The organism is Paenibacillus sp. NPDC056933 (assembly GCF_042674385.1).
Lineage (GTDB): Bacteria > Bacillota > Bacilli > Paenibacillales > Paenibacillaceae > Paenibacillus.
Genome location: NZ_JBHUQN010000001.1, coordinates 1,832,721 through 1,852,685 on the forward strand (window position 1 = coordinate 1,832,721; position 19,965 = coordinate 1,852,685).

Genomic DNA, 19,965 nt, shown 5'->3' on the forward strand with positions numbered 1-19,965 from the left:
AATGCCGAATCAAGAAGTGCTTCTGGAGAAAATAAGCAGGGTATCCGATGCGATGAAATCGATGAAAAATACAAGCATCAACGAACAGTTTCCCATTGGACTAATCGACATCCACCTATGGGAATGGCCGCAAGGTGTCGGCCTTTATGGTCTGCTTCAGCTCTATGAAGCAACGAAGGATGCCGAGGTGCTGGAATTTCTCGAATCATGGTACAATGCAAGGCTGATGGAAGGGTTACCGGAAAAAAATGTGAATACCTGTGCTCCGCTGCTTACTTTGATTTCACTATGCGAACTGACCGGAAGCAAGGAATATGAACGTGTCTGTGAAGAATGGAGCAGCTGGATTATGGACGAACTGTTACGAACCGGAGACGGTGCATTCCAGCATATGATCACAGGAGATGCCAATGATGGCCAAATTCTGATTGACACCCTTTTTATGACGGTATTATTTCTGGCCAAAGCTGGGGTATATTTTAAGAAAACAGCCTATGTGGAGGAAGCCAAGCGGCAATTCCTTGTGCATATTAAATACCTATATAATAAACAAACCGGACTGTTCTATCACGGCTGGGATTTCAACGAAAATCATAACTATGGTGCTGTTCATTGGGGAAGAGGCAATGCATGGTATACGGCGGGGGTTATGGATTTTCTTAATATCATCCCCATTGAAGATGGGCTGAAGGCCTATCTGTTGGATACAGCGACCGCTCAAGTCAGAGCGCTTAGCAAGCTTCAGAGTGAGGATGGGATGTGGCACACCGTACTGGATGATCCGGACTCGTACAAAGAAACCTCCGCAACGGCAGCGATTGGATACGGTATCCTCAAGGGAATCCGGTACGGCTATCTGGACGAGTCCTATCGCCAGACCGGCATGAGGGCCCTTGAAGCGGTGTTGAAGCAAATTGATGATAACGGAGTTGTACGTCAGGTGTCCTACGGAACTCCGGTGGGGCAGGATGCCCAGTTTTATAAAGATATACCGATTAGTCCGATGGGTTATGGACAGGCACTTACGTTATTCATTTTAATTGAGGGATTGCATACATCAGCTTCCTGAATAATAAAAGGCGGGCTTGTGTGGAGAATATGGGCATGAATATGCCTGTGTTCTCCTTTTTTGGATTCCCTTTTTCAAAAGGGAACATCCGGGGATAAAGGCGAAGCGTATACTTTCGAGGCAGTTTTCTTTCACAAAGCTTTTAGCTCCGCTTTTCAGGTTATTTTTGTCCTCTCCGTTCTCGTGTAAATGTTTAGTTCAACTTATATAGATCCATCTATTTTTTTAATGAAGATAATTATATAAGAGGAAAATTATAGAAATGTCCTTACGAATCGGTTAAACTTACATATGGATGATCGAAAGTGTACATAAATAACAAATGTAAAAACAAGATAATTCGGAGTCTATGAGAGGAAAAAAGGAGGTGATTCCATTGGTAAACAAATAAAATGAGAAAATCCAAATGTTGATTTAAAAAAGCATGCAGATTTTCTCTCTTATGGATCAAGAATTTATTATAGAGGAGAATGAACATGCTAAATCAATTAAGTGAATCCATCTATTATCTATCTAACCAAAATGATAAAGAAAGACCGACATTGGGGTTAGTTTGCGGTGATAAATACAGCCTTGTCGTTGACGCTGGAAATTCGGTTCAACATGCAAGGGATTTCTTACATGAGATAGAGAAGTTAAACGTTCCGCCCGTTAAATATGTGGTCATCACTCATGCCCATTGGGATCATTTTTTAGGAATGAATGAATACGGAGCTACGATTATTATGAATAGTCTAACAAACCAAAAGATGAATGATTGGCGGAACTATTCTTACGATGACCGCTCTCTTCAAGAGTATGTGGATTCCAAGAAGATGAACACACTGTGCATGGAAACGATACAACATGAAATACCGGACAGAGACACCTTTAAACTAAATTCGCCAGATCTCATTTTTGAAAAAACACTTCATGTGGATTTGGGAAATAAAGTGTGTATTTTGGAAACCATTCGAAGTACACATACGGATGATTCAACCATTGTATATATTCCGGATGAAAAGGTCATTTTTCTGGGCGACAGTGCTTACAACACAACTACAAATTCGCTATATCATATTAAGCAAGACAAGTTATTACCTATGATTGAGGACATTCAGCAATATGAAGCCGTTCATTTCTTGCTTGGTCATGAGTCGATCTGTGACGTGGAAGAAATGGATACGTTTTGGAGAGAGCTCATCTCAGCCAATGATGCTGTGAAAGGTACATCCATAGAAGAAGCGATCGAGCGATTTGAAACAGCCAATGATCGAACAGCAAATGACAATGAGCTTTTCTTCTTACAGGGATTCGTGAATGATCAGATATTACAATCAAAAGCAACGAAATAAAAGAGTCCGTCGACACAAAAGAAGGATTATTGCCTGTTCACAACCAAGGATGTAATTACAGCATTACCAATACAGAATCGCTGGAGAAGTTCATTCTCTCCGTTCATAAATAAGGGTATAACGAGTAAAAGGCTGCCTGCAAAGGCGCCTTTTTTGCTTATGCTTTCATTCCTCACAGGTGTTCAGAAATCATTGGAAAAAGAGGTTAATCCTTGTTAACATGTAATTATACTACGTATAACCAGAGAAGAGGTGGAAAATTGGAAATCAAAGATCGTCCAAAGATACTCATCCCCAAAACGTTGCTCGAAAAAACTTTAGATATCACAACCATCCTTTTATTTATTATTGGTACGGTATACTGCTTACAACAATGGATGACCTTACCGGATCAGATCCCGATTCATTTTGATATGAAGGGGGAGCCTGATGGCTGGGGAGGAAAATGGGGAGTGTGGCTGCCCTTAGTCATTGGCCTTATATTATGGATTGGGCTTTCGCAACTGGAGAAGTATCCTCATACGTATAATTACCTCAATTTAAATATGGGAAATGCGGAGAGGCAATATAAAAATGCACGGCTCATGATTAATCTGATGAAGACGGAGATATCCGTATTTTTTATGTATATCAGTTGGATGATCATTGAGTTTTCAAGTGCGGACAAAGTTACTCATAATCATTGGTTGCCTATTGTTATATTCATTATCATTTTATTTAGTTCCATAGGTTTCTTTATGTACAGATCATTCAAGCTCAAATAATGTTTAGACTATGTTCTGATTCAAGAAGTGAAGACAAAACTGATGAAATCGTGAGGACGTAAAAAATGAATAACCCTACTGTTAACGATGAATTGAAAATTGTATTTGAAGATCATGAGGAGGATTACCATGCTGTCTGTAGCAATCTGTATCAATACAATTTAAGAGAAACAAATGGTCTGTTAAAGAAACCTGGAAAAAGCATCAATTTGTTTCTAAGGGATAAGACAGGCAAAGCAGTAGGTGGGATCTTCTGTGCTACGTACTGCCATACTTTATATATTGATAACTTTTGGATTGATGAAGAATACAGAGAAAACGGATATGGGAAATCATTAATTATGCAAGCAGAGAGCATTGCTGTTAGTGAGGGCTGCAAACTTTCGCACACAAGTACATTTTCTTATCAGTCTCCTGGATTTTACAAGAAGATGGGTTATGAAGTGTTTGGAATGATAGATGAATACCCGGAAGGAATTATTCAGTATTTCTTGAAGAAAAGATTATAGACTTACATAGGAATCTCAGCAACATTATTTAACATCTACAAAGGAGAAATGATATGACGGTCGTTGGAATCTTGGGGACGATTCATAATCAAGAATTAAGAGAGAAGTATAATAGTTCACTTACCTTGTATGAGGACCTGATTACAGAGTTCAACCCGGATATGATCTGTGGTGAAGTACATCCCCAAAGCTGGGAGAAATATATCATGGATAAACATGATAAGGGATACTGGGGAGAGCCGGCCAGTGAGTATTGGGAGCTTATCTTTCCATTATGCGAAGAACGGAATATCGAGTTTGTGCCTATTGACTGGTTTGAGTTAGATGTCTGGAATGATTTTGATCCCTTTAACGGCTTCTCAGAAGAGCAGCGTAAAGCGTTGGAGAAGATCGATGATGAATGGTTTGCTAAACAAATGAATACACATGACGTTGGATCGATTCCTTTTAATTCGGATGCGTTTGATGAGATGACTAAACAAAAATATGAATGGTTGGATCAGATTAACCCAAAAGCAATTAACTTCAGGTGGATCGTGCGAAATCAAATTATGATTCAACGCGTGAAAAACACTTATCATTCGAATCCAGGTAAGAGAATTCTATGTATTGTGGGAGCAGATCACAATTATATATTCAAAGAGGAACTGATAAATGAACCTATTGAATTAATATATCCCTTACGGTAGTCCAATTACTAAACGATGAACCTTCAGGAGGCGTATGCCATGATCAGATCGTGCAGCAATATGGATACGGATGCAATATATGAGATCATTAATGATGCAGCAAAGGCATACCAGGGTGTAATTCCCGAGGATCGCTATCATGAACCCTATATGTCATTGGAAGAATTGAACCAGGAAATCAGTGATGGCGTCGTGTTTTGGGGCTTTGAAGATCATCATAGATTATGGGGTGTCATGGGAATTCAAGATAAAGGCGATGTTGCTTTAATCAGGCACGCATATGTAAGAACTCACCAACGGGGGAGCGGAATAGGCACAAAGCTGTTGGCTCATCTGGTGGCGTCAACCGATAAACCGATATTAATAGGAACCTGGGATTCCGCAGAATGGGCTATAAAATTTTATTTAAAAAATGGTTTTACCCTAGTTTCATCGGATGAGAAGAAGCAGTTATTAACTCAATACTGGAACGTTCCCGAAAGACAAATTGAGACCTCTGTCGTTTTATGTGACGGGAAGTGGAATGCTGTTGGAATGTAAGAACATTTTTCCGAGGCTTAAGAATCACTAAATGAAGAGAGGTGATTGTATACTTTATCATTTTAGCGAGGTTTCAGATATCCAAGTCTTTATTCCGCGGGAGAAACAAAACAGACCTGATTTTCCAGCAGTGGTGTGGGCCATTGATGAAGAGCATGAATATTCATATTACTTTCCAAGAGATTGCCCGAGAATCGTCTGTAAGAAGACTGACACGATAAGTGATGAGAATAATGAGAAGTTTTTTAAACATTCTAATGCAAATATCATCATTACGGTTGAAAGTTCATGGTATTCGAGGATGAAGAATCAGATCATGTATAGGTATCATTTCGATGACACCAATTTTGAACTCTTTGATCTAACGGCGGGATACTATATTTCTTATCAGGTTACAAAGCCTCTACATATAGACCGAATGGATGGTTTAATAGATAGATTATTTAAGAAAGGAATCGAACTCCGATTTACTCCCAATCTGTACCCTCTAAGAGAAGCGATACTTCAATCAGACTTCAAGGAATTTGGGGTACATAGATTCAGCAATGCAACGGAAGTATAGCGTGAATTTAAGTATTATAGGGGGGATTTCTATAAAATATCCAATAATAGTATTAGATCTGGATGGAACATTGCTCAATGCAGATAAACAAATTTCGAAACGAAATTATGAGGCAATGATGACATGCTCTAAACAAGGGATCAGGTTTATCTATGCTACAGCACGCCCGCCAAGATCAGTAAGGTTGCTTTTACCTGAGGAATTGCTCCATAGCGGTTCTTTTATATATTACAATGGAGGCTATATCCACTGCAATTACACTGGTATTCAACAATGTGAACACATAGACCCTGCGATCACTGCTGAGTTAATAAATTTTGGCATGGAGATTAACAATGAACTGGGTTTAAGCCTTGAAGTGGAGGATCAATGGTTTAGTTTAAAAGAATATGATTATACAACGCTTATGAGAGTTAAAGAAAATCCAACGATAAAATCATTAGAAGAGCTCAAAGGTATTGCTGCAACAAAAATACTTTTTACGGGATTCAAGGATATAGATTTTCTCAGAGAGAAGTTTGCATCCAGATTAAATGTTTTGGTAACTGACGGTGGTAATCTTGTTCAAATCTCATCAATCAAAGCATCCAAAGAAAATGCATTGAGAATTTTATGTAAGGCAATGAAAATAAAACTTGAAGATGTAATGGTTTTTGGTGATGATTTTAATGATATCGGGCTATTTGAAATATGTGGCTGGTCGGTAGCTATGGGCAATGCAATTGAAGAGTTGAAGATTCTCTCGAAAGAAATCACCGATACGAATGATTCTGACGGAGTTGCGAGAGTGTTGGAACGGATGTTGATTTGAATAATTTTAAAATATGGGATGAACGATATCAATCCGATAACGAGATGGATGTACTGATTAACGCTATGGTAGTTATCCGGCTTTTTTACGATACAGAATCTTCTATTTCGTATATAATAGAAATTCATATAAGTCTGTACAACTACATAACATCGCGAGGTGCACCAATCTTATGCCAACCATCTATGACTTTAACGTAACCAAAACGAGTGGAGAACGTTTCCCGCTCTATCAATACGAAGGAAAACCCGTACTCATCGTGAACACAGCGAGCAAATGCAAGTACACGCATCAGTTCGATGACATGCAGAAGCTTTATGACCAATATAAGGAGCAAGGGCTTCAGATCATTGGTTTCCCGTGTAACCAGTTTGCCGAACAGGAACCGGGAAGCAGCGAAGAGGCGGAATCCTTTTGTCAGATTAACTATGGCGTGAAGTTTCCCATGTTCTCCAAAATGGATGTCAATGGGGAAACGGCACATCCGCTGTATGACTTCCTGAAGAAATCAGGCCCTTTTGCAGGCTTTGATGAGACGGATGTGCAAGCAAAGTTGTTGAAGCTGATGGTGGCGGACAAAGCACCGGAGTGGTTGCATGGGGATGCAATCAAGTGGAACTTTACGAAGTTTCTGATTGATGCTAATGGGCATGTGGTAAAACGTTTTGAACCTGTTGACTCGATTGACGAGATCCAGGCGAGTATTGAACAGCTTCTTTAGATATCATTTACTGTAATCATTCTTTTACAATCCCAAAGGGCCATGACATGTACCGTACACGGAGACATGCATGGCCCTCTATATTTTAAAGTCTGCTCCAGTACTATCCGAGCTGATGTGAAACAGGTAAAATGGAAAGAAACCTCTCCAGAACAGGAGGTGCTTGAACATGCCCAGTATGATGCAATTTAGTGCTCCACTGGAATATAGCTACCGCTCTACCAGCACATATGACCCTGGAGTATCGGACGGATTCCATTCGCATCCGCATTACGAGGTGTATTATTTTCATGATGGAGAATGCACTTATCTCATTGGGGATCGAGTATATAATCTTGAACCGGGTGATCTGGTTCTCATGCATGGCATGACCCTTCATCGGCCACACCCACTGCCTGGCAGACCTTATGTGCGAACAACATTGCATTTTGACCCTTCGGCCATCCGCAGCAGTTTGCACCCGGACCGGATCAGTGACTTACTTAAGCCGTTCGAAGAATTAAGAAATTGCCGAATCAATCTGAAGGGGAATATCCGCTCCGAATTCGAAGCCCTGCTGCTGGATCTTCATCAGCTTACGGTAAATCCGGGGGATTTCAAAGAGGAACGGATGAACGTTCGTTTATGTGATCTGTTGTATGTTATCGCCGGGATTTGCCAAGGCAGTGTGAAGGAACACAGCCCTTCTTCCGAGAAGGAGCGACATGTACAGCATATCATTGGTTATGTCGAGACCCATTATATGAAGGATATTGGCCTGGATGATCTGGCAAGTGAGCTTCATCTGTCCAAGCCTTATTTGGCAGGACTTTTCAAAGAAATGACGGGCAGCACCATATTTAAATATGTGTATGATCGTCGCATTAATCAGGCCAAGCTGTTATTCCAGTTCCAGCCGGATATCAGCGTGACAGAAGCCAGCCGGTCGGCAGGGTTCAAACGTTTGTCCCATTTCAGTCGAATGTTCAAACAAAGTGTAGGGTGCACACCTGATCAGTATCGCAGTCGTATACATCGAACGCTTCATTAATGTGGGGTTACGGATCAGAAATTTTACAAGTTGCCCAGCCTGAGGAGGTTTACTCACATGCAATCTGAACAACCATACAAGCTTCATTACCGGATTGGATCAGCCGATGCAGACTACCGATCACAATGTCGTCCATCGGCTTTGCTGGAACATATGCAATTGGCAGCAGACCGCGATTTAGCTGGCATGGGCGTTACCGTGTCGCAGATGCTGGATCAGGGATTAGGTTGGATGTTGTTAACGACAGATGTCACGATATTGCGTCCAGCCCGATTGGAAGAAGAAGTATCCTTGCAGACGTGGCACAAAGAAAATAAAGGCGTGACATGGTTAAGGGATTATATCCTTACAGATACATCAGGAACACATCTGGCTGAGGCTCGCACGGCGTGGGCTTTGGTTGATCTGAAGAAACGCAGGGTCATCAGACCATCCGCTCTGCCTTTTGAAGTGAAATCGCATCCCGATTTATCATTGGGTGAACCGCCTGCCAAAGTGACGGTTCCCTCTGAACTCAGCTTGCAGGAACAATATCGTCTAACTGTACAATACAGTAGCACGGACAGTAATGGGCACATGAACAATGCTCGGTATGCTGACGTATGTTGTGATGCATTAACATTGAATGAACTGGCCGCAGGCATAATTCGTCTGCAAATTTCATATCATCGTGAGATTCGCATGCAGGAGAAGATGATCGTCGAGCGTTCAGCTGTTACGGATGGAGCTGTGTGGGTCCGAGGTAGATTGGCTGCGGAGCATGAAAGTACTATTTTTGAGGCCAAATTGAGTCTTGGGGGTTTCGCGACTCCGCCCGTTGAGGAATTAAATGAATTAACTACCTAAATTTAAATTAGGAGAATGCTGAACGACAATTAAATATAACCCCCTAGAATTCATGGGGAATTCATGGGGGTTATTCCATTGCTTTATGCGTTCAGCTCTTGCCTGTCACTGTTGGCTCCCCATACGCCCGAATCTCATTCAACTCCGCGTACCTGCTGCCATTGGTGGCATCAATGCTTACCTTAAGCGCCTGTGCATACACAGGTGTATCTAAGGAATGAATGACTTTTCTTCTGCGGTTTTCCGTTACGTTTATAATCTCGATCCACTCGCCAGACAGAGCGAGTACCTCGACTCGATAATCGCGCACAAGTTCAGGCATGACGCGGAATGTCGTGTGATGGTGGTGCAAATTAACCAGATCCTCGTTCACATCATCATTGAACGTTAAGTGCAGTTCAGCCAAGGTTTGTGACTCTTCCCATGTCAGTTGCACCCATTCCGGCTTGCCAGACTGCATCGGCTGCGACATCCACTGCTGTGGCCCGCCGAAAGGGCGATGGTAACCGTTGATCGTTTGACCCGCCGAGTAAGCATCGCTAATGGAGAGAGTACGACAGCAGAATGGCTGACGCGCCAACCCTTGCATGGACCACAATACGACAGGCTGATCCGTGGCATGATCCTCCAGATTCGTGGACACGTGGTTTTCTTCTGTTCTGAAGAAGATCAGTACCCCGCTGTGTGCTTCCGTGGAATGGTAGAGGGAGATAGTTTCATTCGCCCGGATGATAATAAAAGCATTCTGCGGTTCTTCCGGGTGCCATTCGAGCGGAAGCTCCACCCACTGTGCATTTCCTTTTGTAACGTTAACAGTCGCCGTAACTTGTAACGTATGCGGGACGTAGTTCTCCTTACGCCCCGTATCCCACAGCTCTACCGTCAGCGCGGTATCGCTGGATGCATCCAGCAGCATCTCCAAGCGGCTGAGCATGGGATGCACAGGCAGCAGCAGGGCGGCGTCCGCACCCAGCGGGTACGTTTCGTCAGGCTGCTCAAGAGCGATGCCCGTCAGCGTGCTGGAGGCTGTAGCCTTGGCACGCCGGGCCAGATCAAGCTCATCGCGGCTACGTACCCCGATGATGGAAGCGTCCTGCCGCAGCAAAGTCTGCTGCAACACCGCCATATGCCTCGCGTGCAGCTCGCGCGGCGACACCCCCATGGCCGCGCAGAGCGCCGCGCCCGTACCTGCGGCTTCGCCGATGACCGCGCATGTGGCCATGACGCGGGTCGTGCCGAAGGCGACATGCGATGCGCTGATGTCGCGTCCGGCCATAAGCATATTCCGCACATTCGCGGAATACAGCGAGCGGAACGGCACGTGATATACGCCATCGGCATGCATATGCTTCGAGCCGCTCGCTTCGGCGTACATGCCCTGCGGGGGATGCAGGTCAATGGACCAGCCGCCAAAGGCAACAGCATCCGGGAACTCCCGCTGGCTGATAATATCGTTCTGGGTGAGCACATAGTCACCCGTGAAGCGGCGGTACTCCCTTTTGCCAGGCAGAGAACCGATCCACTCCAGCGTCATATGGTCTGCATCGAACTTGCCGGAGTTCTTGATATAATCCCAGATGCCGTAGATCACGGACCACAGTTCATCACGGATCAGCTCATTGTCATGAACGGTGTCATGTTCACCGCCCCATTCAATCCACCAGTAATGACAACCGGAATCCCCGCTGCGAATGACCCGGCGAATCGGAATACTAGTTTGCGTGATATCCTTGGCAAAAGAAGGCGGGATATAATGGACAGGTGCACCAGTATCCTTGGTATAGAAGAGAAGTGTGCTGCCCAGCGTGATCTGATCGGCCACCTCAGGTGCCCATTCTTCACCATATTCGCTGCGGGCTTCCCGGCCTAGCGCGAACTTGGCTCCAGCTAGGAAGCCCACCAATCCATCCCCCGTACAGTCCAGATAGATATGACTCTCAAATCGGATTTTGCGCTCAGAACCCATCATCCACCCGGTAACAGAGGTGATCATGCGTTCCTCTCCATCTCCTGTGGCTTCTACTTCATGTACATCGGTATTCAGGTACAAACGGATGTTGGATTCTGCTCGAACGGCTTCGAGAATGATTAAGTCCCAGAGATAAGGATTGCCCTCCGGATTACGATACTGATTCTCTACAAACAGTTCTCCCATGATGCCAGTCTCGCGGGCATAGCGGTTAATCCCGTGGGCGGTAGCGCCGCAGACCCACACGCGTACTTCACTGCTGGAATTACCGCCGAGTACAGGACGATTCTGCACCAGCGCGACCTGTTGGCCCAGACGGGCAGCAGATATGGCAGCGCATACGCCAGCAAGCCCGCCCCCGATGACGGTGATATCCGGTTTAACGAGTTCGTGCTTCATACGAACACCTCTCTCATTGAATATGGATGAGCCTAAGCTAAGATTTCATATTTCATATCTATAATTTCATATTAGTTCTATATATTTACTTTTCAAATGCACTATATTATCATCGAGCATATACTTTATTTCACAACAAGGGCAGGTGTATCATGGACCTCCTTAATCACATCTACTGGAAGAAGAAAGCTGAATTTGATCTGACAGAAGATATCTACGATGCTTGGGTGGTCTTTGCCGTTGAAGAGGGCGTATTTCGGTATGATATAGGTGGACAGACAGGAGAGGCGGGTTTTGCTGATCTGGTGTTATGTCCGCCCCGCGTTCCTTTTCGCAGAGAGACGGTAACCCCACTGACGTTTCACTATATGCAGTTCAGTTGTAACGCCGCAGAGGGTGAGTACCTTCTGCCGCCAATCGGAAAATCGCAGATTAATGATACGAAGCGTCTGGCTTCAACATATGCCTATCTGCGTCAGGCGAGCGAGGACAACGATGAGGCTACAACAGGATGGAAGACCCATCTGATGATGGATTTGTGGCGGCTGTATAATTGGGAGCGTAGACAGAGCAGGCTGATGGAACGGAAGTTCACGGAGGATGCTCTCATGGCTGAAGCGGCAGTTTTGTTGGAGGACTGGGCAGGAGAGGCGGTCAGTCTCCGAGCATTGGCCGAACATTTGGCTTTGAGTCCAGTTCAGCTCACCCGAAGGTTCCGGGAGGCCTTTCAAGAAACACCATCCGATTATCTGAAAGCGATCCGTCTCAAAAAAGCAAAAGCCTTGTTGGCAGATAGCCGTCTGACCCTTACGCAGATTGCGGAGAGATGTGGGTATGAGAACGGATTTTATCTGAGCCGCGTATTTTCATCCACGTTGGGGATTAGCCCCTCGGAATACCGGAGACGACATCAAGTATGAGAAAAGGGTTCCATTCATCCAATCATCCATCCATTTCTTACACGAATAGAACATATCTGTGTAGTTCACATGAATGCAGGCAACGAATATCACAAATCCATGCAAATCATTCGACTCCGGCTGTAAATGGCAGGCAGGTGCTATAATGGGGACATTAATTGTAGGGGAGCGAGCACAAAGGAATGAAGAAGCCACATTGGAAGAGTTGGTTGCCACAGCGGCTCAGGTACCGTCTGTTCGGTGCGTTTGTGGTGTTGATTCTCTTGCCGTTCAGTGCATTGAATGTCTACAATTATCAGCAGATTGAATCGCTGGTCGAGCAGAAAATCAGTGAGCAAAGTCATGAGCAGTTGGTACAGATGTACCGCTCTCTGGAGGACCAGATGAGCATTGCCTTCAAGACACTCATTTTTCTGGAACAGGATTCTGCGGTAAGAAGTGTGTTAACCTCCCCGGACAATCGTACGCCGCTTGAGAACAAGTCGTTGGTGGAAGAAAAGTTCAAGATGATCAACAACAGTTTCTTTCTATATAATCCTTCCGTGTATTTTACCTTGCTGGATTTTCGTGATAGCGTTTACACTTCGTATTTGCCCAAAAAAGCACTGGCGTACGGCCCCTATTTGGAACAATTCCGCGAGCGTCTTGGGGAAATAACTATTTCAAAAGGTGGTGCGGATTCACACCCGCTTCAACCGGAAGAACTTTTTTATCGCTGGGATGCCAGAGATACTAACCCTTTGCTCAGGGAGTTATCCTCCAGCCCGTACCTCTTGTCACTGTATGCATACATGAAAGATAGCGGCGGCAAACGGTACGGACTGGCACGAATTAGCATCGATTATTCCTACTGGTTTCAGACCATGCTGAAGGATTCACAGAGTAACCAGGAGTATTATCTTATTACGGGTAGTGGGGAGACTATTGCCCGTTCATCCCAAACTGCTGCCCTCTCCCCGGAGGTTACGCGTGAAATAGCTCTACATCCGGCAGAGGCTTATCTGACCGATCCAGCTTCGGATACGCTGATTAACTACGTATATATCGAATCACTGGACTGGTATATGGTGAATCGGATACCGCTATCGATCCTCTTTACAGAGATATCCGAACTCAAACAGCGTTACTTTCTGACCTTTTTCGGATTCACAGGAGCATTTGTGCTGATGGCTTTTATGATCTCGGCGACGTTCACGCGCCCTTTGTCGCATCTACAGAAACAGATGAAGGAGGTTGTCCGCAAAAACCTCAAGATTCGTATTCCTGAGGGCCACAGCCGTGGCGAAGTGCTGGAACTGACACGTACGTTTAATACGATGCTGGACGATGCCAATCAGATGATTGCCAGACTCAAGACGGAGGAACGCCAGAAGGAAGCGGTACATTTTCATATGCTCCTGGCTCAGATGAATCCTCACTTTCTCCTGAATACATTGAACACAATGAAATGGAGTGCGATCCGCAGCGGGAATGAGGAGATCTCCGAGATGTGTGTTTCTTTGGGCAAATTACTGGAGGTCAGCCTGAATTCACAGGTCGAATTGGTATACCTGAAGGATGAGATCGAGTTGGTTCAAGCCTACCTTCATATCCAGCGGATTCGTTACCGCGATAGTTTTGAAGTGACTTGTGAATTTGACGATAAGCTGGAATATGCGCTGGTGCCTAAGCTGAGCTTGCAGCCACTGGTGGAGAATGCAATTCACCACGGTGTCGGGCCACTGGAGCAGCTTGGGCAGATCCGTATCAGAATTTATAGGCAAGACACAGGAACACTGATGCTGGAGGTGGCAGACAACGGAATCGGCATGGAGGAATCTCGACGTTTGCAGGTAACCCGGACGCGTCCGGGGATCGGCCTGTCCAACCTCAGGGAACGATTGCGTTTATTGTTCAAAGGTCAAAGTAAACTTGAAGTGATCGATACCAAGCCGGGGACATTAGTTAGGTTCAGCATTCCTTTTTTATTGTCGACGCCTTATGTACAGAAGCGGTCTGACTAGACGACTGGAGAGGGGAATCTGGAATGTGGAAAGTATTGCTTGTAGAGGATGAGGTATTCGTACGAGAGTCGGTGCGAGAGATCATTTCCTGGGAAGAGCTGGGCTTCACGGTTATCGGAGAATCCGGTAACGGGACCGAAGCGCTGGCGATGATCATACGGGATACACCGGATCTGGTGCTGACCGATATTGTCATGCCGGGTATGAATGGTCTTGAATTACTCAAACAGACCCGCCAGGCCGGGTTAAAAACCAAGTTTGTCATGCTCACCTGTATGGGGGAGTTCGAATATGTACGTCGTGCGATGGAATACGGGGCTTCGAATTATATTCTGAAGCTGTCCATGAGTGTGAATTCACTGCGGGATACACTACGTAAAATAAGTGCGGAACTGGGAGCTTCGGCTGAAGCCAGGACAGAGACGGATCATCATGAAGTGCCGCCTTCTACACCGATTCTCACATCAACACCTGATTCGCCTACTTCACTGACGGTCTCTTCTGCGCCCCCGTCTGAGACTGATCTTCCGTTCACACCTGTTCGTGAGCTGGTGGTGAAGCATCCGGAGATTAGCAAAATTATCGAGTACATCGGACAGCATTACGACCAGGATATTACCGTCAAATCCATGTCACGATATGTGATGATGGGAGAGAATTATGTTAGTGCTTTGTTCAAAAAGAAAACCGGCTATACCCTGATTCATTACCTACATGGGGTACGGATGGAGAAAGCGGCTGGATACTTGCGTGAAACGGATCTTCCTGTACAGGAGATTGGTTACCGGGTGGGATTCGGAAGCGATAATTATTTCATTAAAATATTCAAGCGTTGGACCGGTTGCACGCCCAGTCAGTATCGCCACCGCTCGTGACTCACAGGATGAATAGAAGGAATATGTGTACCGAGTGCTTAGGCAAGGAAGGGTAAATCCGTATTTTTGTTCAATTCGAATCATGGATATGTACCTTATGAACCCAGGAAGATCCCTGCTACGATGTAACGGAAGGTACATTCACTTCAATTCAGGGAGGTCATGTGACCAGATGAGAATCAAAAGAGGATTAACCGGATTAATCGTGGGTGCGCTGATGCTGGGCTTGCTTGCCGGCTGTGTTGGTAAAAATGAGACGAACGGTGGAGATAACGGAGGTGGAGCGGCTGCGGGAAAAGTGAAGCTCACGATGTGGGGCGCGGTGCCGCCCGAGAATGGTCCGCAGGAAGTGGTGGATACCTGGAATGCGGAGCATCCTGATATTCAGGTGGAGTATGTGCGGTTTGTGAATGATGATGATGGCAACCTGAAGCTGGACACGGCGCTGTCCACCGGGCAAAACGTTGACCTGTATGTCAACTATACCCTCACGAATCTCGATAAACGTATCAAGGGCGGGACAGCACTGGACTTGGGCGAGTTCACCGACTACAACATTGATGAGAAAATGGGAGAAGATGCGGCTTCGTGGAAAGTGGACGGCAAATATTACGGGATGCCGACCAAGAAAAATGCTGCCTTCTTCGCCTTAAATATGAAAGCGCTTGATCAGGCCGGACTGAGCGTACCAACAGCCTGGACTTGGGATGAAGCCCGTGAATATGCGCTCAAACTGAAAACCGCTGGCTTCAAGTACGGATTGGTTCAGCATACCGCTTCCTATGTGGACCCGCTCGATTCCGTTTTGGTGAAGAACGGCTATGTTAAGGCAGACGGTACGTCCAACCTCGATGATCCACTCGTTACCAAATGGCTGGAGACGTTGAACGGAATGATGAAGGAGGATGCAACTACCCCTCCGCTCGGAGAGCAGCTGACTTCCAAAATGCCGGTGGAAAACATGTTCCTTGGCGGTGAGTCTGCCATGATTAATATCGGCGAATGGCTGATCCGCACATCAAACAATATGACCGAGTTCCCGCGGGATTGGAAAATCGCCTTTGCTCCTGTACCGAGACTGGCTGCACAGGAAGCAGATATGGTGAAGAGCGGGGGACTAGGTGACTTTATTGCTATCAATTCCAAGTCGAAAAATAAAGAAGCCGCGTGGGAGTTTCTGAAATGGTACGCCGATGGGGGAATGATGCCGATGGCTGCGGGTGGGCGTCTTCCTTCCTCGAATGCCGTTGATCAGCAGACTGCCATTGATCATCTGCTCGGTGATTATGCCAATTCTTATGACAAAGAGTCACTGGAATTCGTGTTGTACGGTGACGAGACACCTACGTTTGTCCGCAGCATTGCGCAAGAGGTAGTCGATTTGCGTGCACAGGAGTATGAAAAGTTCTTCCTTGGTAACCAGACTGCCGAAGTTACGGTTCAGAACATGGTCAAACGCCATAATGACTGGCTGAAGCAGAATCAATAGAATGTAATGTAAATGCACTGAGACCGAAGGCCGTCCCCATTGGGGCGGCTTTTTCTATATAAGCAATAGAACGATTCCATGTTGTTTTCCTCCCGAAAGGCACTGCTGAAATACATATATCTGTGATACCAGGTACAGGGTTATGTTCCTTAAATGTTAAAGGACATCTTGTTATGCTTAAATCCAGAACAGATGTTAAGGAGTGGGGGAGCATATGCATAAATCCTGGATGAAACGGCAGAGCAGGCTCGGGTATCTGTTTATTGGGCCCAATATGCTTGGCGTGCTGTTGTTTTTTATTATACCGGCTGTCTATTCGTTCTATCTCATGTTCACCGATTACAAGTTCATGAGCCCGGAGACGAATTTCGTCGGGTTGGATAACATTCGCCGAATGATGAATGATGATCTGTTTGGAGTGGCGCTGCGAAATACATTTGTATTTCTGTTAGCGGTTCCGGTATCGATGGGTTTGGCATTTATCGTGGCTGTGGCGCTCAACAAGTCGGTGTACTGGCAAAAAACACTGCGTGCCCTCTATTTCATGCCCTATATCACCAGCGGCGTTGCCATCGCCTTTGTCTGGATGCTGCTGTTCCAGCCAACATCGGGGCCAATTAATGGTTTCTTGCGCGGAATCGGTATTACGAATCCACCAGGCTGGTTATCGACAACTGAATGGTCTATGTATGCGATTGATATCATCTGGATTTGGTTCATGCTGGGTTACAACATGATTATTTATCTGGCCGCTTTGCAGGAAATCCCGGAGGAATTGGTTGAGGCTGCACGGATAGATGGAGCTCGCCCGTGGCAGACGATATGCCAAGTAATCTGGCCACTTGTGAGCCCGACTACCTTTTTGCTGCTGATTACAGGGCTGATTATGACGATCAAAAACTTTGGCATTATTCAAGCGATTACCCAGGGTGGGCCGGGAAACAGTACAACCGTGCTGTCGCTTTTTATCTACCAGAATGCCTTCAGATATTACGAGATGGGCTACGCTGCTGCCATTAGCTGGGCACTCTTTGCCATCATCATGATCTTCACTGTATTGCAGTGGCTCGGTCAGAAACGCTGGGTTCACTATTAAGGAGGGGAGGGATCGTTATGGAGAAACGAAATGTCGCGAACGCGAAGCCCGCAGTTCCGCATTCACCTAAAGTTAAAGTCCGCATGGAGTCCTTGACCCAGATTCGAAGAATTATATTGACACTTCTGATGTCCGGTTTTGCCCTGCTGATGATTATGCCGTTCATCTGGATGATCAGCACGTCGTTCAAATCTCCTGCGGACGTATTCACCTATCCCATCCAGTGGATACCCTCCAGCCTGAACTGGGAGCATCATATCAAGGTCTGGAGCGGGGCGGACACCTTTGCCACGTATTATCTGAACTCGTTGAAAATATCGCTAATTAGCACGATCGGAGCTGTATTTCTCTCGGCTTTTGCAGCCTATGGCTTCGCACGGATTCAATTCAAAGGTCGGGAGACACTATTCCTGATCTATCTCTCGATGATGATGGTGCCGCCGCAGGTGCTCTTTGTACCGAAGTTTCTGATGTTTGAATGGGTCGGCATATATAATACGCATTGGGCCTTGATCCTGCCTGGAATGTTCACGATCTTTGGCGTGTTTATGCTGCGGCAATTCTTTCTGTCGGTGCCTTCAGAGATCTCGGAAGCGGCGTTCATCGACGGTGCCGGTCACCTGCGCATATTCTTCAGGTTGATTCTGCCCTTGGCAAAGCCTGCACTGGCTACACTGGCGATTATCGATTTCTCCTGGCACTGGAATGACTATGAGAATGCGCTTGTGTTCCTGATCGACAAAGACCTGTACACCGTGCCGCTCGGGCTGCAGAACTTTATTCTGGAGAACAATGTGGACTACAACGGCATGATGGCCGCTGCCACGGCAGGTATTATTCCGATGATTATCGTTTTCCTGGTGGGACAACATTATATCATCCAGGGCGTGGCTGGAAGTGCTGTGAAGGGTTAAAGCTGCGATCCCAGCGATCCCATAATATAACCCTTTTGCTGAAGGATGAGATTTCGCAGCAGAAGGGTTTTCTGTTGAAAAGGAGAATAAATCCATGATCTGAGCTTATCAAATGGATGCCATTCTCATACAAATGAAAGTTATCACATTGCCCGCTTTTCACGTTGTAGGTTCGAGCCGACCAGCTTGTCTGGTTGTTTTTTTTGTTCTTTTTCGTTCAGTTAATCGACATTACTGTGTTTAGAAGATATGCAGAACAGGTAAAGAAAGGGTAATGAAATCAGAGGGAGGCGATCATGAATGAAAGAGCGCACACCGGATCAAAATAACAACGATACCCATCCGAAACGTTTCCATGACAATCCAGAGCAGTATCAAACGGAGAAGGAAAGTTTGCTTGACCTTCATGAAGAAGAACAAACCGTAGACCCGATTCCAATGGAAGATCTGAATATGGAAGCACAGGAAGAGAAGAATAAAGATCAGACCAAAAGTAACTCGTCTACGGAAGAGAAATACCGCGCTGATTATCGCAAAAAGACGAATGAAGGATAAAACCAAGTGGAGTTATGAACAAACTTGTTAACGTGTTTTCATGAATTTATGTCATGAATGTACATTTAGTGAAAATAAAATAGTTTGTTGACTAATGTATGTTACTATATTATAGTTACTATGTTGGCAATGAGGAAAATTACCATTTTGGGAGGCGAATATTAATGTCTACATCTTTTTTTGAAGCGTTGAAAAACAGAAGATCTTATTATGGAATCAGTAAAGAATCCACCATCTCGGATGCTAAAATCCAGGAAATCGTGGAAGAAGCGGTGAAATACACCCCGACTTCATTCAATTCACAAACATCTCGTGCCGTAGTATTGCTCGGTGAACAACATGACAAACTATGGAATCACACGGAAGAAATCTTGCGTGAAGTGGTTGGTAATGCAGAAGCATTCCAATCAACAGCTGAGAAAATGGCCGGATTCCGCAGCGGATACGGTACAGTGCTTTTCTTCGAAGACAACAATGTGATCGCACAGCTTCAACAAAACTTTGCATCGTATGCGGATAACTTCCCGATCTGGGCGAACCAATCCAATGGTATGTTGCAACTGGTCATCTGGACTGCACTGGAGCAAGAAGGTCTGGGTGCTTCCCTGCAGCACTATAACCCGCTGATTGATGAGAAGGTCAAACAGGAATGGAATATTCCGGAGAACTGGAGACTGATCGCTCAAATGCCATTCGGCAAACCAACAGCAACACCAGGCGAGAAAGAATTCCAACCGATTGAACAACGTGTAAAAGTACACAAGTAAGACCATCGCCAGAACCTGAATGTGGCCTCGATTCATAAAAAATTTGAGGTGCAGCGCTTCAGCGGATTTCCCAATATTTAACCACATACGGCCTTGCTTCAAT

General features: G+C 45.4%; 20 protein-coding genes. 19 read left to right on the forward strand and 1 reads right to left on the reverse strand.

Annotated elements, in window-relative coordinates; all coding sequences use genetic code 11:
• The first annotated feature begins 1 nt into the window (after nucleotide 1).
• From bglB to ACFTRD_RS08505, 11 genes are all read left to right on the forward strand, one after another.
• Nucleotides 2-1,069 (forward strand): beta-galactosidase BglB, encoded by a 1,068-nt coding sequence (gene bglB / locus ACFTRD_RS08455; RefSeq protein ID WP_379378777.1) that lies wholly within the window; start codon nucleotides 2-4, stop codon nucleotides 1,067-1,069.
• A 476-nt stretch (nucleotides 1,070-1,545) separates the two neighbouring features.
• Complete coding sequence (locus ACFTRD_RS08460; RefSeq protein ID WP_379378779.1) at nucleotides 1,546-2,403, forward strand: MBL fold metallo-hydrolase; 858 nt, start codon at nucleotides 1,546-1,548, stop codon at nucleotides 2,401-2,403.
• Between the two features lie 260 nt (nucleotides 2,404-2,663).
• On the forward strand, nucleotides 2,664-3,167 hold the full coding sequence (locus ACFTRD_RS08465) for a DUF1648 domain-containing protein (RefSeq protein ID WP_379378781.1): 504 nt from the start codon (nucleotides 2,664-2,666) through the stop codon (nucleotides 3,165-3,167).
• A gap of 65 nt (nucleotides 3,168-3,232) precedes the next feature.
• Nucleotides 3,233-3,676: a GNAT family N-acetyltransferase gene (locus ACFTRD_RS08470; protein ID WP_379378783.1), complete on the forward strand. Its 444-nt coding sequence runs from the start codon at nucleotides 3,233-3,235 to the stop codon at nucleotides 3,674-3,676.
• Between the two features lie 206 nt (nucleotides 3,677-3,882).
• The gene (locus ACFTRD_RS08475; protein WP_379378785.1) at nucleotides 3,883-4,365 is read left to right on the forward strand and encodes a hypothetical protein; all 483 of its coding nucleotides are present in this window, start codon (nucleotides 3,883-3,885) and stop codon (nucleotides 4,363-4,365) included.
• Nucleotides 4,366-4,425: 60 nt separating this feature from the next.
• A complete protein-coding gene (locus tag ACFTRD_RS08480; protein ID WP_379378787.1) occupies nucleotides 4,426-4,905 on the forward strand; it encodes a GNAT family N-acetyltransferase in 480 nt (159 codons plus the stop codon).
• A gap of 31 nt (nucleotides 4,906-4,936) precedes the next feature.
• On the forward strand, nucleotides 4,937-5,467 hold the full coding sequence (locus tag ACFTRD_RS08485) for a DUF6886 family protein (protein WP_379378789.1): 531 nt from the start codon (nucleotides 4,937-4,939) through the stop codon (nucleotides 5,465-5,467).
• Nucleotide 5,468: 1 nt separating this feature from the next.
• The gene (locus ACFTRD_RS08490; protein WP_379378791.1) at nucleotides 5,469-6,278 is read left to right on the forward strand and encodes an HAD family hydrolase; all 810 of its coding nucleotides are present in this window, start codon (nucleotides 5,469-5,471) and stop codon (nucleotides 6,276-6,278) included.
• Nucleotides 6,279-6,450: 172 nt separating this feature from the next.
• Complete coding sequence (locus ACFTRD_RS08495) at nucleotides 6,451-6,999, forward strand: glutathione peroxidase (RefSeq protein ID WP_379378793.1); 549 nt, start codon at nucleotides 6,451-6,453, stop codon at nucleotides 6,997-6,999.
• A 169-nt stretch (nucleotides 7,000-7,168) separates the two neighbouring features.
• A complete protein-coding gene (locus tag ACFTRD_RS08500; protein WP_379378795.1) occupies nucleotides 7,169-8,029 on the forward strand; it encodes an AraC family transcriptional regulator in 861 nt (286 codons plus the stop codon).
• 57 nt (nucleotides 8,030-8,086) lie between these two features.
• Nucleotides 8,087-8,875 carry an acyl-[acyl-carrier-protein] thioesterase gene (locus ACFTRD_RS08505; RefSeq protein ID WP_379378797.1) on the forward strand — a complete coding sequence of 263 codons (789 nt, stop codon included), beginning with the start codon at nucleotides 8,087-8,089 and terminating at the stop codon, nucleotides 8,873-8,875.
• A 91-nt stretch (nucleotides 8,876-8,966) separates the two neighbouring features.
• Here ACFTRD_RS08505 and ACFTRD_RS08510 read toward each other — a convergent pair whose 3' ends face one another.
• Nucleotides 8,967-11,243, reverse strand: coding sequence for an FAD-dependent oxidoreductase (locus tag ACFTRD_RS08510; protein WP_379378799.1), 2,277 nt, complete (start codon nucleotides 11,241-11,243; stop codon nucleotides 8,967-8,969).
• A gap of 152 nt (nucleotides 11,244-11,395) precedes the next feature.
• On the opposite strand from ACFTRD_RS08510, the gene ACFTRD_RS08515 reads away from it, so the two are divergent.
• The 8 genes from ACFTRD_RS08515 (at nucleotide 11,396) to ACFTRD_RS08550 (ending at nucleotide 19,862) form a co-directional block, all read left to right on the forward strand.
• Entirely contained in the window at nucleotides 11,396-12,163 is a 768-nt protein-coding gene (locus ACFTRD_RS08515; RefSeq protein WP_379378801.1) for a helix-turn-helix domain-containing protein, read from the forward strand.
• 182 nt (nucleotides 12,164-12,345) lie between these two features.
• Nucleotides 12,346-14,166: a cache domain-containing sensor histidine kinase gene (locus ACFTRD_RS08520; protein WP_379378803.1), complete on the forward strand. Its 1,821-nt coding sequence runs from the start codon at nucleotides 12,346-12,348 to the stop codon at nucleotides 14,164-14,166.
• Nucleotides 14,167-14,189: 23 nt separating this feature from the next.
• Nucleotides 14,190-15,041: a response regulator transcription factor gene (locus ACFTRD_RS08525; protein WP_379378805.1), complete on the forward strand. Its 852-nt coding sequence runs from the start codon at nucleotides 14,190-14,192 to the stop codon at nucleotides 15,039-15,041.
• A 172-nt stretch (nucleotides 15,042-15,213) separates the two neighbouring features.
• Nucleotides 15,214-16,530 carry an ABC transporter substrate-binding protein gene (locus tag ACFTRD_RS08530; protein WP_379378807.1) on the forward strand — a complete coding sequence of 439 codons (1,317 nt, stop codon included), beginning with the start codon at nucleotides 15,214-15,216 and terminating at the stop codon, nucleotides 16,528-16,530.
• Between the two features lie 214 nt (nucleotides 16,531-16,744).
• Complete coding sequence (locus ACFTRD_RS08535) at nucleotides 16,745-17,626, forward strand: carbohydrate ABC transporter permease (protein ID WP_379378809.1); 882 nt, start codon at nucleotides 16,745-16,747, stop codon at nucleotides 17,624-17,626.
• Between the two features lie 83 nt (nucleotides 17,627-17,709).
• Entirely contained in the window at nucleotides 17,710-18,540 is an 831-nt protein-coding gene (locus ACFTRD_RS08540; RefSeq protein WP_379381240.1) for a carbohydrate ABC transporter permease, read from the forward strand.
• 300 nt (nucleotides 18,541-18,840) lie between these two features.
• A complete protein-coding gene (locus tag ACFTRD_RS08545) occupies nucleotides 18,841-19,095 on the forward strand; it encodes a hypothetical protein (RefSeq protein ID WP_379378811.1) in 255 nt (84 codons plus the stop codon).
• 164 nt (nucleotides 19,096-19,259) lie between these two features.
• Nucleotides 19,260-19,862 carry a nitroreductase family protein gene (locus ACFTRD_RS08550; RefSeq protein WP_379378813.1) on the forward strand — a complete coding sequence of 201 codons (603 nt, stop codon included), beginning with the start codon at nucleotides 19,260-19,262 and terminating at the stop codon, nucleotides 19,860-19,862.
• Nucleotides 19,863-19,965 lie beyond the last annotated feature (103 nt).